19 protein-coding genes are annotated in these 13145 nt (G+C 40.7%); 1 reads left to right on the top strand and 18 read right to left on the bottom strand.

Features of this window, described 5'->3' with window-relative positions; translation table 11 throughout:
* Positions 1-7: 7 nt before the first annotated feature.
* Genes DW904_RS10480 through DW904_RS23255 form a run of 3 tightly spaced genes read right to left on the bottom strand, consistent with a single transcriptional unit; the run spans position 8 to position 3397 of the window.
* Positions 8-2272: a glycoside hydrolase family 3 C-terminal domain-containing protein gene (locus DW904_RS10480; protein ID WP_117854327.1), complete on the bottom strand. Its 2265-nt coding sequence runs from the start codon at positions 2270-2272 to the stop codon at positions 8-10.
* Positions 2273-2306: 34 nt separating this feature from the next.
* Positions 2307-2912 (bottom strand): alpha/beta hydrolase, encoded by a 606-nt coding sequence (locus tag DW904_RS23250; RefSeq protein WP_347562114.1) that lies wholly within the window; start codon positions 2910-2912, stop codon positions 2307-2309.
* The gene (locus DW904_RS23255; RefSeq protein ID WP_207664910.1) at positions 2906-3397 is read right to left on the bottom strand and encodes a hypothetical protein; all 492 of its coding nucleotides are present in this window, start codon (positions 3395-3397) and stop codon (positions 2906-2908) included. Before DW904_RS23255 ends, DW904_RS23250 begins: the two co-directional genes overlap by 7 nt.
* A gap of 214 nt (positions 3398-3611) precedes the next feature.
* Between DW904_RS23255 and DW904_RS10490 the strand changes: the two genes are divergently transcribed.
* A complete protein-coding gene (locus DW904_RS10490; protein WP_178105360.1) occupies positions 3612-4649 on the top strand; it encodes an AraC family transcriptional regulator in 1038 nt (345 codons plus the stop codon).
* 525 nt (positions 4650-5174) lie between these two features.
* Here the strand turns inward: DW904_RS10490 and DW904_RS10500 are convergent.
* From DW904_RS10500 to DW904_RS10570, 15 genes are all read right to left on the bottom strand, one after another.
* A complete protein-coding gene (locus tag DW904_RS10500) occupies positions 5175-5483 on the bottom strand; it encodes a nucleoside triphosphate pyrophosphohydrolase (protein ID WP_117854323.1) in 309 nt (102 codons plus the stop codon).
* Between the two features lie 101 nt (positions 5484-5584).
* Positions 5585-5710, bottom strand: a complete 126-nt coding sequence (locus tag DW904_RS24525) for a hypothetical protein (RefSeq protein ID WP_262579799.1) — start codon at positions 5708-5710, stop codon at positions 5585-5587.
* 288 nt (positions 5711-5998) lie between these two features.
* A complete protein-coding gene (locus tag DW904_RS10505; RefSeq protein ID WP_117854322.1) occupies positions 5999-6115 on the bottom strand; it encodes a helix-turn-helix transcriptional regulator in 117 nt (38 codons plus the stop codon).
* Positions 6116-6239: 124 nt separating this feature from the next.
* Positions 6240-7616 (bottom strand): HAMP domain-containing sensor histidine kinase, encoded by a 1377-nt coding sequence (locus tag DW904_RS10510; RefSeq protein ID WP_118580260.1) that lies wholly within the window; start codon positions 7614-7616, stop codon positions 6240-6242.
* Positions 7604-8266 (bottom strand): response regulator transcription factor, encoded by a 663-nt coding sequence (locus DW904_RS10515; RefSeq protein ID WP_117854320.1) that lies wholly within the window; start codon positions 8264-8266, stop codon positions 7604-7606. The genes DW904_RS10510 and DW904_RS10515 overlap by 13 nt, the downstream gene beginning before the upstream one ends.
* 14 nt (positions 8267-8280) lie before the next feature.
* Positions 8281-9021: a lantibiotic immunity ABC transporter MutG family permease subunit gene (locus DW904_RS10520; protein WP_117854319.1), complete on the bottom strand. Its 741-nt coding sequence runs from the start codon at positions 9019-9021 to the stop codon at positions 8281-8283.
* Between the two features lies 1 nt (position 9022).
* Entirely contained in the window at positions 9023-9754 is a 732-nt protein-coding gene (locus DW904_RS10525) for a lantibiotic immunity ABC transporter MutE/EpiE family permease subunit (RefSeq protein ID WP_055225702.1), read from the bottom strand.
* Positions 9747-10460: a lantibiotic protection ABC transporter ATP-binding protein gene (locus tag DW904_RS10530; protein WP_118580263.1), complete on the bottom strand. Its 714-nt coding sequence runs from the start codon at positions 10458-10460 to the stop codon at positions 9747-9749. Before DW904_RS10530 ends, DW904_RS10525 begins: the two co-directional genes overlap by 8 nt.
* Positions 10461-10564: 104 nt before the next feature.
* Positions 10565-10972 carry a helix-turn-helix domain-containing protein gene (locus tag DW904_RS24530; protein ID WP_279254386.1) on the bottom strand — a complete coding sequence of 136 codons (408 nt, stop codon included), beginning with the start codon at positions 10970-10972 and terminating at the stop codon, positions 10565-10567.
* Positions 10947-11171, bottom strand: a complete 225-nt coding sequence (locus DW904_RS10545; RefSeq protein ID WP_347562109.1) for a hypothetical protein — start codon at positions 11169-11171, stop codon at positions 10947-10949. The genes DW904_RS24530 and DW904_RS10545 overlap by 26 nt, the downstream gene beginning before the upstream one ends.
* Before the next feature lie 2 nt (positions 11172-11173).
* On the bottom strand, positions 11174-11461 hold the full coding sequence (locus DW904_RS10550; protein ID WP_347562110.1) for a hypothetical protein: 288 nt from the start codon (positions 11459-11461) through the stop codon (positions 11174-11176).
* Positions 11407-11868 carry a hypothetical protein gene (locus DW904_RS10555; protein ID WP_118580268.1) on the bottom strand — a complete coding sequence of 154 codons (462 nt, stop codon included), beginning with the start codon at positions 11866-11868 and terminating at the stop codon, positions 11407-11409. The genes DW904_RS10550 and DW904_RS10555 overlap by 55 nt, the downstream gene beginning before the upstream one ends.
* Before the next feature lie 18 nt (positions 11869-11886).
* Positions 11887-12294: a hypothetical protein gene (locus tag DW904_RS10560; protein WP_118580271.1), complete on the bottom strand. Its 408-nt coding sequence runs from the start codon at positions 12292-12294 to the stop codon at positions 11887-11889.
* Positions 12284-12406: a hypothetical protein gene (locus DW904_RS24535; protein WP_264295764.1), complete on the bottom strand. Its 123-nt coding sequence runs from the start codon at positions 12404-12406 to the stop codon at positions 12284-12286. The genes DW904_RS10560 and DW904_RS24535 overlap by 11 nt, the downstream gene beginning before the upstream one ends.
* A gap of 235 nt (positions 12407-12641) precedes the next feature.
* Positions 12642-12929: a DUF4313 domain-containing protein gene (locus tag DW904_RS10570; RefSeq protein WP_334286197.1), complete on the bottom strand. Its 288-nt coding sequence runs from the start codon at positions 12927-12929 to the stop codon at positions 12642-12644.
* Between the last annotated feature and the right edge of the window lie 216 nt (positions 12930-13145).

A 13145-nucleotide genomic window follows, 5' to 3' on the forward strand; every position in this document is an offset into this window, starting at 1 on the left:
TTTATTCTCACTTTCCCTCTTCTGCACACAGAGAATTCAACTCTACAATCATCTGTTCAATCGCTTCACCTGGAATCACACTCAGAAATGACTTCAGCGGCATCTGGGCTATAATTTCCGGAGTCACAAGTTCTACTTCTCCTTCTTCTTTCTTTGATTCTTCTCCCTGTGATATCCCCTCAAGATACTCCATCATTTTTCCTGCTGTCTTCGGGTGGCTCATTAACTCTCCCATTGTCGTGGTCATATCTACAGTAAACGGAAGCGATACATCTGTAGTAAATGAAAGTTTGGCAGTTTCTCTTATATCATCACTGGCATGTCCGATCTGGATCTCATATGTACCTGACGGAGTATACCAGTCGTGAATCTTTGTCTCGTAGTAAGCAAAATCTCTCGCACAAAGCTCCATTGTAACCGTCTTCTTCTCACCCGGATTCAGAAATACTTTCGCAAACCCTTTCAGTTCCTTCACTGCTCTTGGCACGGTGCTGTCTTTGTCGCTGACATAGAGCTGAACTACTTCACTTCCTGCCATCTTTCCTGTATTCTCCACATCAATGCTTACCCTCAGAACATCTCCATCCTTCATTTCTACAGAAGAGAGTTTCATATTGCTGTAGCTGAATTCCGTATATGACAGACCATGTCCGAATGCCCAGCGCACCGGTACTTTCTTCGCATCATAGTAGCGGTATCCGACAAAGATATCTTCTCCATAGAGAACAGTCCTGCCGTCTCCGGGGAAATTCAGGTAACTCGGATTGTCTTCCAAACGATATGGGAAAGTCTCCGCCAGACGTCCCCCCGGGTTCGCCTCCCCGAATAACAGCCGGTCGCTGGCCTCCCCGATGCCTTCTCCTCCCAGATACATCTCCAGAATGGCATTTACAGACTCAGCCCACGGAGTTTCTACGGGACTTCCGTTATGTAGGACCACCACCACATTCTTCTGTATCTCAGCCACAACCTCTATAAGACGATTCTGACACTTTGGCAGTTCCATGGATGTTCTGTCATATCCTTCCGATTCAAAGCTGTCCGGCAGTCCGGCAAAGATTACAACTGCATCTGCTCCCGCAGCCGCTTCACACGCCTGTTTCAGTTCTTCTTCTGTCATTTCGTCACGCTCTGACGAGAAGCCCTTCACATACTCCACTGCCCTGCCTTTTCTCACCGCAGTTTCCAGAGCTGACACTACGCTGTCCGTATTTATGTGGCTCGATCCCCCGCCCTGGTAGCGCGGTTTCTTTGCAAATTCCCCGATATAGACTATTTTCTGTTCTTTTCTCAGCGGCAGCGCCCCCTTATTTTCCAGAAGTACGGCACACTCTGTTTCGATATCTGCCGCTGCCTTGTGATCCTTTTCCCTATCAAATACAGTCTCTGCTTTCCGGTTATCTGCGTAGGAGAAGACTACTTTCAGTATGCGCTCTACCGTTCTGTCAAGAATCTCCTCCTCCAGCTCTCCATTCTCCACTGCCCGGATAATCTTTCTTGTATTATATCCCTCTGATCCCGGCATCTCCAGATCAAGACCGGCTTTCAGCCCTTTCACCCGGTCATTTACAGCTCCCCAGTCACTGACCACATATCCTTCAAATCCCCACTCATCTCGCAGGATATCTGTCAGAAGCTTCTTATTCTCTGAAGAAAATACTCCGTTGATCTTATTGTAGCTGCACATCACAGTCTTTGGCTGCGCTTTCTTCACCGCCTCCTCAAAAGCCGGCAGATAAATTTCCCGGAAAGCCCGTTCCGATACTTCCGACGATATCTGCATACGGTCTGTTTCCTGATTATTCACGGCGAAATGTTTCATACTGGTTCCGATGCCTTTCGACTGTACGCCCCGGATATATGCTGACGCCATCTTACCTGTCAGATAAGGATCTTCGGACATATATTCAAAATTCCTTCCGCAGAGAGGACTTCGTTTGATATTAACCGCAGGACCGAGGAGCATGCTCACGTTCTCAGCCTGACACTCATCACCAAGGATCTGTCCCATACGTTCCATCAGTTCCACGTCAAAACTGGATGCCGTGGCGCAGGCTGCCGGGAAGCATACTGCATTCACACTTTTATTCAGGCCGAGATGATCCGCCGCTCCTTCCTGTTTGCGCAGACCATGCGGGCCGTCTGTCATCATAGCGGACGGAATCCCTAATCTTTCGATTCCCATTGTGTTCCAGAAATCCGCGCCCGAACAAAGTCCTGCTTTTTCCTCCAGCGTCATCTCTCTGATTAATTCTTTCAAGTTTCTACTCATTATGAAATCCTCCTTAAATAAATCTTACCCTCTGTTATCTGTGGGCTTCCCAGAAGGATACCGCTTCCTGAAGCCAGTTTTTCACTTTTGTTTCATATCCAATGCCAAATCCATGTCCCAGACCGTCAATGATTTTAACTGACACATTTTCTTTGCCCAGTACCTTCTCTAATTCCGGCAGTTTATCTTCCACATTTGCAAAACCGAACTCATCACCCCGCCCTACGATAGAAAATACCGCCAGTCCTTTGTCCTCCGGCAAAGCTTTGATATTCCAGTCCAGACCATACATAGGGAAGATCACCTTCGGTCTTGGCAGATGATTCTTGTGGCAGCAGTCCTCATAATTTGCAAATGAATACGCCGTGGTCATAAGTCCTCCTGCTGAAAAACCAAAGATGGCATAATCATCCATGTTTACATAAAACTGTTTTTGATGCTCCGTCAGATATCGGATCACTTGTGTCAGTTCCCTCGCGGCAGCCTGTCCCTGCTTCACCTGTTCTGTCTCACCCAGCTGCCTGCCGACCGGATAACTTATGACGAAAACAGAATATCCCATTTTATGCAGCTTCATCGCCGCAGGATACCCCTCGCAATCAGTTACATTACTGATAAATCCGCCTCCCGGAACTACAATGGCAAGTGGTTTTCCCTGTTGTCCTGATAAAACATTCCCGTCAGATGTGACCTGTACGGATGACTATTCACTGCTTCCGCAGGATACAGATCCGGCACCAGCCTTGCCTGACCTTTCTCAACAAGTCCGGTTAGATAATGGAAAGATTCCAAGGCTGCATCCAATTGTTCCTCACGACCCTGCGCCTTTAAAAAATCCTTATACTTTACAGGCGCAATAGCTTTCAGCACGTTGTCCTCCACATTGAAAAACATATGTTTAAAACCGCCGAATACCGGATGCTGCATGAAAAATCCAACTTTGTCCTCCCCCGTTCCTGGACGGAAATGTCCGTTTTCATCGTAATAGCTGCTTTCCTTTATTTTTGGAAATCCGCAGATGCCAAGAAGTGCCGGCAAAAACATGGCACTTTTTTTGTAGACATATAATGTCGCACCGATTACAAATAATAAAACAATCACCACTACTGCAAAAAATATCTTCATCCTAACCTATGCCTCCTTTTCTTACTGATATCTTACTTTATACAGACTAAAATTACATCAACGAAACATAAGTGATTTACCGACCAAACTTAATAAATATCCGAGATTACTCTGTACACCTTTGCCCCCAATATGGTATATTTTAGACAGGTTAAATAAACTGCTGATGACCATAATCACAGTTCATTCATATCTCGAAAAGGAGAGAATATATATGATGACATTATCTACATTGAATCAATTTCTGAAGCAGCACACTCCCGAAGAAACCCATCGTCTGAACGGTGTAAAGAAAGATTATTCACAATTTCCTGTTGCCAGCGGTAAGTTTGATACACCCTGTTACCGTTTTGATACGAACCTTGAAGATCTGCGTTCTTTATTTCTTTCAAAGAAAGTTCTTCCGAGTTATTACAACTTCGCTGTTGTAAAACAGGATCGTTTTGAAAACGTACCTCTGCATATCCATGAGTGGCTGGAGTTGAGTTATATTTATTCTGGTTCCTGCACAATGACGATAAATAAGACTACATTCAGGCTAAAAGCCGGGCAGATGGTTCTGATCAGCCAGAATGCCCCTCATTCTGTCAAAAGATGTTCAGAAAATGATATTATCATCAATTTTCTGCTGACGCGCGAATATCTGAACGGTACTTTTTTTGAACGCCTGTCTCAGGATAATTACCTTACACACTTTTTCATTGAGGCTCTGAACACCACGATGCAGGAAAGCAGGTATATTGTCTTTTCCCCGGAACAAAAACAAAACCGGCTGGCAGATCTTGCCAACCAGTTTCTCTGTGAATTTTATTCTCCGTCCGTAACATCCGGACCTTTTTTAGACAGTCTTTTTACGCTGATTACCTGCGAGATGATTAATCTTTTCCAGCACGATATGGTTCTGGATCACGCCTCTGTGGATCAGATTTATACCATACTCCGATATATCGAAACAAACTTTGCGGACTGTACCCTTTCTTCTACAGCTGAGTTTTTTAATATGCACCCAAACTATCTCTCTTCCTACATACGCCAGCATACCGGAACCACTTACAAAGAGCTGGTCCAGACACAGCGGCTTTCTCAGGCGACAAAACTGTTAAGGAGCACCGCACTTTCCACAAATGATATCAGCCTTGCCGTCGGATATCAGAATACCAGCTTTTTCTTTCAGCTATTCCGCAAGAAATACGGATGTACGCCTATGGAATATCGAAACATGCTTCATGCTTCTGATACGCCAAATATGTGATATGTGGCATAATTGGCACCTCCGATGGTTCAATTGTACCATAATAGGAATATGTATTAAAATAGTTTGTTATCTAAAATGGATTATACTAGTATACCATAAACATACTATTTTTAGGAAGAAATGTCCTATTTCATCCGTAAATAGATTGCAACTTTTTAAATCAGTTAAATTTGACCCTATTAAACCAATCATAAGCCCTATTTTATAGCAGTTTGGAGTCTTGATTGGTTAAATAATCGGTTTAAGCAGAGTAAATCAAACCAATCTTAAACCGATTAATCTTTTAATATATCTTATCAACCTCATCTTCATACACTGATTCAGTATGAGTATCAAATAGCACCCATTCCACCAGGTCAAAACAATCCGGATTATCCTGCAAGAACCGGTTTACTGTATGTACCGCAATCTTTGCTGCCAACTCAACAGGAAAACTATATATTCCCGTTGATATTGAAGGAAATGCATATCTGTATGAATGTCCTTAAAGCCTGCAACCTGCTCATGCATAATCATTCCCCATTATTCAACATATTCCAAAAATACTTTATCCTTAAATCCACCACGTTCATCAGCTTTCTTTGCTCTCATCGTCTCAAGCTCATCCAAGCTATAACCTCTTGCCACGCATATCGCCTGAAGAACTTCAAGTACACCAGCCATTTCTTCAAGGTTCTTATCAGCCTGATACTCTGCCACCTCTTCGTTAAGCTTCGTCTCCAATGCTACTATATATTTCTCGCCTGAGAGAATATGAGTTACACAAGTCTTTCCGTCTTTTTCTATTATTTCCGGTATTTTATCTCTAACTAATTTGTTATGTACCTTCATCTAGCTCACCTCGTAAATCCAGTTTCCAAAACCACAATTTTGTGCGGATTGGTATACTGGCATAATGATGGATTTCAATTGGCCTGTAAATTCATTATATTCTAGGCCTTCCCGATATACACGATTAATTCCTCATACAGTTCATCACTCTCTGCCTTAACTTTCATAAGACAATAGAGTACCACTGTACTAATAATGATTACGAACCAAATTAACACTTTGCCCATTCGACCACTCCTCTCAAATAAAAAGAGGAGCAAACCAGCTGATGGAATATTCCATCTCAAGTGCTAATTTAGTCCTCACTAAATGTTTTGATATAAAATTGTACCTAATCTAAGCACACAGATTCACTCTCAGACTGATTGCGGACATCTGTGATACTGACTTGGATTTTCGGTTTTGATATAACAGCGCTGCCTTAATCTACCGCTAAATTGGTATAAAAATAAGGACTAAATTAGGCATAACCCCTTGATTTTACTGGCTTTCATCTAACTTGGTCCTATTATAACTCAAACACCATTTTCCCAGTTAGAAATAGTCTGCCTGGAAACATTGAGGTCTTCAGCAACCTGTTCCTGTGTAAGTTTTTTTATAGTACGAGCATTTTTAATTTTATCAGCTATCATATTTCTGTATACCTCTTTTTTCCATGAAATTACAGCAAACGTAGTAGTAACGTCTATCAAAAGGCTTTTACATATTAGATAAAAGCATATAAAATTTCTTTTACATAGCTTAATTGTGGTCTATTTAGCCTGTTTTTTGACTACTCAGGAAAAATATTTCTACCCTCGCCCCACCTGTATTTTCAGAATTTGAAAGTTTAATACCTCCACCATATTTTTCAGCCACAGTTTTTGCAAAAAATAGCCCCATCCCATAATGAGCTTCGCCATTTCTGCTTGTGTCATCCATAAAAAACTGCTCTGTGCCATGCAATAATGCTTCTTTTGTAAATCCTGATCCGCTATCCTCCACAATGAATGTCAGCCGTTCATCCTGCTCCTTTGCGTCAATATAAATGATTCCATTTTCTTTTGTATGCTCCACTGCATTCTGAATCATATTCATTACGGCTCGAAACATTGGATCATAAGCAATCGTTACCTTTTTATCACTTTGTCCCGCCTTCCAATCTATTATCTGGTGATAGATTTCTGCCAGTCCGAATGCCTGTTCCTTTATATCTGCGAAAAAATCTTCTAACCTCACCGTTGTATAGGTAACATCACTGCAATTCCATGATTTTGTGACATCTATCAACTGTTTTACATAACTTTGTATCTGTGTTGTGCCGTTCAAAACATAAGTGATATTATTCTTCTGTTCTGTGGTCAGTTCAGTCTCTGAAAGTAGTTCTGCATTTCCCCGTACAATCGTAAGAGGTGTTTTAATATCATGCGCCAAAGCAGACATCTGCTGTTTCTTTTCTTGCTCTGTTTTCCACTGCTTTTCTAAAGATTCTCGCAATGCATCTCGCATATCATCGATTGCCGATAAACAGTCATCAAACTCTTTGATACCGGAACAGGATGTCTCATATTCCAGATTTTGATCCTTTATTTGTCCGATTGCGTCTAATACAGGCTGCATCTGCTTTTTGATTCTTTTTCCAAAACGTATGGACGGAATGATGATAATCGCTACCGCTCCAATCACAGACATAAAACTCATCACATTCTGTGGTCCTATAAAATGCTCCCTCAAAAAAGCTGAATGATATTGAGGTGTCAGGCGATATTGCAATACAACATATTCATTTTCCCTTACAATTACTTTATAAAAATATTTCCCGGATGCGTTTCCGTACTTTGCAACATTCCATGCTATCTGTTCGTATTGTTCTGACAGATCTCCACCTATTTTCTCTCCATTCTCTGAAAAGATTACATAATCACAAAGTGCGGGAATCATCTCAGCAGTCACTTTATCTGCACGTAGAATCGTATCATATGCTTCATTAATCTTTTGCTCTGCATAATTTGCCGGATAAATACAGCCCACACTAATCAAAAGGTACAGCAGCAGATAAGCAACAATCACCAAACCAACTAATGATCCAAGCATGACCAGTACATATCTCATAAAAATCCTGCTGAGTGCATTGCTTCTCTTTATTCTTCCCATTTATATCCAATCCCCCAGACTGTTTTTATCGGTATATAATCATAATCCGCAAATTTTGCTCTTATATTTTTGATATGCGTGATAATAGTACTGTCATTACTCTCATTGTCAAAACCAAAGACCGCTTCCAATATCTGTTCCTTCGAAAAAACCTGTCCTCTGTTTTTAGCCAGAAATTCACAGATTTCGTACTCTGCTTTCGTAAACGGAAGTTCTTTATCATCCATCAACAGTTTCTTTTGAGACATCTGAATGCAGACTCTCCCTAAAACCATCCGGACAGAATGTTCCCTGTGCTCTCTTCTAAGATGTGCATTGATCCTTGCCCGAAGTTCCATCACTCCAAATGGCTTTGAAATATAATCATCTGCTCCTAAAGAAAGTCCGTTTACCAGACTGTTTTCCTCCGTTTTTGCCGTAAGAAACAAAATCGGACAATCCACAAGTATCCTGATTCTTTTGCATAATTCGAAGCCATCAATTCCAGGCATCATAATGTCCAGTAAAATCAGGTCATAACGATGTAATTCTTCCATATTAAGTTTCAGTGGATTACTTACTTTAGTAACCAGATGTCCATCCTTATTCAAAATGCTTTCTATCATTTCCAGAATTGCCGGTTCATCATCAACTGCCAGTATTTTTGCCATAGTTTCCCTCGATTCTATTCCGATATTCTGTTTCCTTCCCAGTGGTTTACCCACCAAAAATAGTATACCATACTAATCCCTGTAAATATTAAGCAACCTGGTATGAATGACAACCATTCACCTACACTAGTTTCTCCCAATACAGATTGCAGATAAGTATATGGTACTCTTCCCGTCCAGCAGACAAATACATATTTCCACACATAATCTCCAAGTCCGGTAAGCATCAATGCACTAATTAGTCCTGATATAATCCCTGCTCCAATGGATACCCCTTTTCCAAACTGAAAAGCCAGAATCAGCTGCCACAGATAAAGTGGAACACTGCTTCCCCACAGCAGCAATGCTGCAAATATACATCCTTTCATGATTTCGATATCGCTTGATGCGATTCTTCCAAATCCAATTCCGAATATGATTGCTGTCAATAGGATAGAGCACAGACACAAAACCAGTAGCATCAACAGTTTCGATAAAAATGCTGCAGGTTTATCCGGTAAAGACAACAGATTTTGAAAATCACCTGCGTTTTGTTCCTGTTCCATCACACTTGCTGTAAAAATTCCAATAAGTACCGGAAGTCCTGCTCCTATTGCCTGATAAAATGCAATCACTTTCACATTTTCGTTCCATGGTGAAAAAAAGTAATATATTAAAAATATAACGCTGGTTAGAATCGGAATCAGTAAGTGTGCCAGAATCACAGATGTTCCTTTCATCTTTCGCAAGTCTGCATTCAGAGATCTTCCAATCATCTTATTTCACCTCTCTTCTCTCAAACCATTTCAAAAACAGAACCGTTACAAAAACAAACCAGATGATTGAGAGACACATTCCCGGAACAATGACTCCCGTATCCAAAAGAGGATTCCCTGCTTCTGCGGCAAGTCCATTTGGTAAAACATGAAGCAACGGGCACATCATCCTCATAGGAATTGCAGAGACAAGTACATACCAGATTCTGGTTTGTGATATTACCACACCGCTGACGGTAATAAACAGGCAGACGAACAGGTTTACAATCATTCCAAATCGTTCACTTAAAAATAAAGCTACCGGAATCTCCCATAACTCAGAAACCGTCAGAAACAATACTGCAATCAACGCTCCTCCAACTGGAACATGTGTCGTTAGAAGAAAGCCTCCAAGCGTTGCTCCTGCAAACACAATCACATTAGAAAACAAAATCATGTACCCAATATAAATAATTTTCCCCAGCAACAATTTTCTTCTGTCTGTGGGAATAGTCGTTAAATGATAGTATTTTATCTTTTTCTCCTGCGCCACAGAAAGATAACAAAATAGAGCAATCATCCCCGGCAGCAAAAGTGTATACCACCAGTTCCAAACACTTTCTGCATAAGCATTTGTCATCCCAAGAGTAAATATAAATGCCATGACAAATGTAAGAAGAGGAAATCCCCAGATAAACTTTTTTCGCATGGTTCTTTTGGCTTTTTGATGTTCTGCTTTTATAATATTAACCATGGATTTCACCTGCTTTCTGGTTTTTTCTTACCACATTCATAAACAAATCTTCAAGATTATCTCCCTGCTTTAATGCTCCTTCGTATCCTAAGATTCCACCTGAAATAATCCCGAATTTATCTGCAAGTAACTGTACCTCTGAGAGAATATGACTGGAGAGAATTACAGTGATTCCCTGTTCCGGAAAAGACCGGATCAGCTCTCGTAATTCCTCGATGCCTATTGGATCTAATCCATTCGTAGGTTCATCCAATATCAAAAGTTCCGGTTCTCCAAGCAATGCCATTGCAATGCCTAGTCTTTGCTTCATTCCCAAAGAAAACTGTCCTGCTTTCTTCTTTCCGGTGTTTGTAAGTGATACAATCTGCAAGACCTCATCAATTCTGTTTTCATCTGTACCAAGCAATAATTGTCTTACCTTCAAATTCTCTCTGGCGGAAAGATTTTCATAAATAGGCGGATTTTCAATTAACGCTCCTATTTTTGATAAATCTTTCCTATCCAAAAGTTTTCCATCAAAGTAAATCTTTCCTGCAGTTGGTTTCATCATACCAGTCAACATTTTCAATGTGGTAGATTTTCCCGCACCATTCGGTCCAAGCAGTCCATAAATCTGTTCCTTTTCTATATTAAGTGAAACATTATTTACCGCTTTCTGCTTTCTAAAATATTTACACAAATTTTGTGTCTGCAACATCATTTCCATCTTTACTATCCTTCCTTCCATATTTCATTTCTTACTGAAATATAACCTAACAGAAAAAAATAAAGATTTGATGAAGATTGCTAAATAATTCGTCTACTCTATTTTTATTCTCGTATGGAATAAACCATCAATTGAATATCATTATCAGAACTCGACTTTCCACTGAAATCAGCAAAGCTGTTACAAATACGAAGTCCTAATTTACCGAATATCTCCGTGATTTCATCCAAACTATATAACCTTATAGGATTTCCTTCTTTCATTTCAGGCTTATAAAGTGCTTCTCCATACATATAGTCTACCTGCCCATATATCAGCGTTTTTCTATCCTTCTCCCATTCAAAAGCAGATAATGTAAGTCCCTTTTCTCCTGCATCCCATAACTTGCAAACATCAAATTCTTTAGATAAGAGCTTAAGTGTATCAGTATTGGGAACGGTATCACCATTTTCCCAGCGTGATACTGCCTGCCTTGTAACCATAATTTTATCTGCCAGCCCAGTCATCTTCATCCAGATCTCCAAATGCTTTCACTACAAAATACCTGGAGTTTCTCCAATTCGGATAGTGAACAAGACAATCCAGCGGATTTTCCGCACAATGGAATCCATTCTGTCTGCAATTTGCCTCCGTTGTCTCATTGATCCCATATCGTTTAAATTGATAACCCCTGCAACTTAAATTTTTTTCAAACCCTTTGTATGCAATCATATTCAGGCTCCTAAATTAAATAAAGAAAGCTGCTCCGGTTCTTCTTTCTTTTGCGCTGCTGGCTTTGCTGCCACCTTTGCATCTTCCGAAACATCTTTCTTCGTATCTGCATCCTTAGATTTTGCTGACAATGTCCTGATTGAATCCGCTCTTTTCCAGGCTTTCTTTATTGTATCTTTTTCTTCCTGCGCTTTTTTCTCCATGTCTTTACGGTCTTCCAACAGGTAATAGTCTATTACCCAGGCAAATACCTCTGTAGAGCCAATCGCAATACCAGCATTTTGCCCCACACCAGTTTTTCCCTCTTTCTTTGCTTTCTCCAGTGCCGTCTCATATGCTTTTTCATGGACATATTCGAGACAGTGCTCAGCGTCTTATGGGGCTGGAGGATCACCTCTTTCATAACAGGATCTTTTCTGGCAAGGTCTAAAAGATACGTGCCAAGCACAGTCGCATACCCTGAATCCTGCAAAAGAAGCATTTCTTCTGTCAGTTTTTCGGTTACAGACACAGCTTGCTGGGTTAACAAAACCTTCAGCAGAAACTTCCTTTTTCCCGCTATAAAAGCATCCGTGTCCTCTTTGGATATGAAACATTCTTTTGCAAGCCCTTCTATTGCCGCTACATTTTGACAGGTCCGGTAATGTTCTGCCAGGACATTTACTTCCTCTATGCTTTTTGCCAATTTTTCCAGCATATAAAGTTCCTCCCGTCATTATGCCGCTTTGGATGCATGATTTTCTGCATTTCCGCCAGCTGCCGCTCTTTGCACTTCCTGGGATTCCTTATCAAGCTCATTCACTAGATTCAGTATTACCCGGCGTACCCAAAGGTTTTCATTCCACTTCTTTTCAAGGGTCTCCGCACTCTCTACAATGTCTTTCCACGCATTATCATCCAATGCACGATGTCTGTATTTCTTGTAAAATGGATAGATCTCATACATGGCCTTTTTAACATCCACATAAATAACAGAATCCACATTGGACAACAATCCCATCAGGACCGGATGCCTGTCATATTTCTGGATCAGCTCATGGATCCCAACAGGTCTTTCTCCTGTGTACAAGCCTAAAAAGTCATTAAATATCGTTCCAACTGTATTTATATTTCTATGTTCCATTCATGTCCTCCTCTGCTCTTTTGATTCTTGCTGTTACGGTTTCCGGTAAGCATTCAAACGCTTCTGCAATTGCATTTTTACTGTATCCTTCCAGAAACAGCTTTTTCATCATTTTTTCCTGCTCTTTTTTCTTCAGCTTTTTCAGGGAGGAATCCCTGATCTTATGCTTCAGAATTTTTTTACTTAACGGATGATCCGGTCCATATTGATAGATCTTCCAGGCCTCCGCTGCATTTAGTCCGCAGACAATTGCCAGTACCAGGCAATAATAGCCTGCATACTCTTCATCTTTTATGCCACCACCCTCTTTATAGCTCTAAAGTTTTTCGGTTCCTGGCATTTTCCATTTATGCATGTCCTCCTTCCTGTTCTGCAAGAAATTTTTTTATGCCTTCCCGATCATATTCTGCCAGCTTTTCCAGATCAAAACGCACCAGCCGATAATCACAAAATCCAGAATGCCCCACTCTTTGCAGCACTTCTCCAAGCTTGTATTTTCGGATAAACTGAAGCTTATACTTGCACTCAAAATCTGTGATAAATGCTTCGTTTATTTTTATATTCTCACCTGGCAAGCTTACTGTTAAAATGTCATATAGTTCCTCTTCCTGATCTTTTTTCTTGACCATTGCGATAAAAAGCCTGTTTTAGCAACGATAAGAATCCACTTTCAAAATGAGTTCTTCTTTGCACAGACTTCCTTCGTATTCCAAAGTTTTCTGTTCCATGTTCCTCCTCCGATATGCTTATACTTTTTTGAATTATCCAGTAACTCCTTTCCTTCGTATTTGCGCCCTTTGCCTAGATTCTGGAATTTTTGGCAACAAAAAAAGACACCAAAAATCCATTCC

This window comes from Ruminococcus sp. AM42-11 (assembly GCF_003480145.1).
Lineage (GTDB): Bacteria > Bacillota > Clostridia > Lachnospirales > Lachnospiraceae > Blautia_A > Blautia_A faecis.

Bases quoted from the DNA above. Each gene is read 5' to 3' on its own strand.
- DW904_RS10480 (WP_117854327.1), bottom strand. From the start codon at position 2,272: ATGAGTAGAAACTTGAAAGAATTAATCAGAGAGATGACGCTGGAGGAA.
- DW904_RS23255 (WP_207664910.1), bottom strand. From the start codon at position 3,397: ATGAAGATATTTTTTGCAGTAGTGGTGATTGTTTTATTATTTGTAATC.
- DW904_RS10490 (WP_178105360.1), top strand. From the start codon at position 3,612: ATGATGACATTATCTACATTGAATCAATTTCTGAAGCAGCACACTCCC.
- DW904_RS10500 (WP_117854323.1), bottom strand. From the start codon at position 5,483: ATGAAGGTACATAACAAATTAGTTAGAGATAAAATACCGGAAATAATA.
- DW904_RS24525 (WP_262579799.1), bottom strand. From the start codon at position 5,710: ATGGGCAAAGTGTTAATTTGGTTCGTAATCATTATTAGTACAGTGGTA.
- DW904_RS10505 (WP_117854322.1), bottom strand. From the start codon at position 6,115: ATGATAGCTGATAAAATTAAAAATGCTCGTACTATAAAAAAACTTACA.
- DW904_RS10510 (WP_118580260.1), bottom strand. From the start codon at position 7,616: ATGGGAAGAATAAAGAGAAGCAATGCACTCAGCAGGATTTTTATGAGA.
- DW904_RS10515 (WP_117854320.1), bottom strand. From the start codon at position 8,266: ATGGCAAAAATACTGGCAGTTGATGATGAACCGGCAATTCTGGAAATG.
- DW904_RS10520 (WP_117854319.1), bottom strand. From the start codon at position 9,021: ATGATTGGAAGATCTCTGAATGCAGACTTGCGAAAGATGAAAGGAACA.
- DW904_RS10525 (WP_055225702.1), bottom strand. From the start codon at position 9,754: ATGGTTAATATTATAAAAGCAGAACATCAAAAAGCCAAAAGAACCATG.
- DW904_RS10530 (WP_118580263.1), bottom strand. From the start codon at position 10,460: ATGGAAATGATGTTGCAGACACAAAATTTGTGTAAATATTTTAGAAAG.
- DW904_RS24530 (WP_279254386.1), bottom strand. From the start codon at position 10,972: ATGAAGATGACTGGGCTGGCAGATAAAATTATGGTTACAAGGCAGGCA.
- DW904_RS10545 (WP_347562109.1), bottom strand. From the start codon at position 11,171: ATGATTGCATACAAAGGGTTTGAAAAAAATTTAAGTTGCAGGGGTTAT.
- DW904_RS10555 (WP_118580268.1), bottom strand. From the start codon at position 11,868: ATGCTGGAAAAATTGGCAAAAAGCATAGAGGAAGTAAATGTCCTGGCA.
- DW904_RS10560 (WP_118580271.1), bottom strand. From the start codon at position 12,294: ATGGAACATAGAAATATAAATACAGTTGGAACGATATTTAATGACTTT.
- DW904_RS24535 (WP_264295764.1), bottom strand. From the start codon at position 12,406: ATGATGAAAAAGCTGTTTCTGGAAGGATACAGTAAAAATGCAATTGCA.